This is a genomic window from Algoriphagus vanfongensis DSM 17529 (assembly GCF_000429465.1).
Classification (GTDB): domain Bacteria; phylum Bacteroidota; class Bacteroidia; order Cytophagales; family Cyclobacteriaceae; genus Algoriphagus; species Algoriphagus vanfongensis.
This window is the reverse complement of record NZ_AUBX01000008.1, coordinates 1-1,057: the sequence shown is the minus strand read 5'-3', so window position 1 is coordinate 1,057 and position 1,057 is coordinate 1. Positions and strand designations below refer to the sequence as shown.

Here is a 1,057-nt window from a genome sequence, read left to right as displayed (position 1 = left end):
AATACCAATCCTTCGCTTCGGTACTAGATTTGATGCCCGATTATTATCGACGCCCTGTCGCTCGACCAGTGAGCTGTTACGCACTCTTTAAAGGAATAGCTGCTTCCAAGCTAACCTCCTGGCTGTCTCTGCAACTGGACCACCTTTGTTCAACTTAATCTAGATTTGGGGACCTTAGCGGAAGGTCCGGGTTCTTTCCCTCTCGGACTGGGACCTTAGCACCCCAGCCCTCACTGCCGGTTCTGTATAATGGCATTCGGAGTTCGTCAGGATTTGGTAGGATTTGACTCCCCCTAGTCCTATCGGTAGCTCTACCTCCATCATACAATTCCCGACGCTGTTCCTAAAAACATTTCGGGGAGTACGAGCTATTTCTCAGTTTGATTAGCCTTTCACCCCTACCCACAGCTCATCCGGAAGCTTTTCAACGCTTATCGGTTCGGTCCTCCATTGTGTGTTACCACAACTTCAACCTGGCCATGGGTAGATCACTAAGTTTCGCGTCTACCCCCTCCGACTCAATCGCCCTTTCAGACTCGCTTTCGCTCCGGGTACAGCACTCAATGCCTTACCCTTGCCAGAGAGGAGTAACTCGTAGGCTCATTATGCAAAAGGCACGCCGTCACCCCACTAAAGGGCTCCGACCGCTTGTAAGCGCACGGTTTCAGGTTCTATTTCACCCTCCTATTCGGAGTACTTTTCACCTTTCCCTCACGGTACTGGTTCACTATCGGTCTCTCAGGAGTATTTAGCCTTACCAGATGGTGCTGGCAAATTCAACCGGGATTCCTCCGGTCCCGGCCTACTCAGGATACCCGCCCAATCAACAAAACTTCCCGTACGGGATTCTCACCCTCTTCGATTGGCCTTCCCATGCCATTCCAGTCACTTTGTATCTCTTTATGCAGGTCCTATAACCCCACACATGCCGTAACATATGTGGTTTGGGCTGTTCCGCTTTCGCTCGCCACTACTCACGGAATCACTGTTGTTTTCTCCTCCTATGGGTACTTAGATGTTTCAGTTCCCCACGTTCGCCTATCTTACGATATAATCC

Annotated in this window: 1 rRNA gene; it reads right to left on the bottom strand. The window is 50.5% G+C overall.

What is annotated here, in order from left to right:
• A 23S ribosomal RNA gene (locus G460_RS22835) occupies positions 1-1,057 on the bottom strand; the annotation flags it as partial.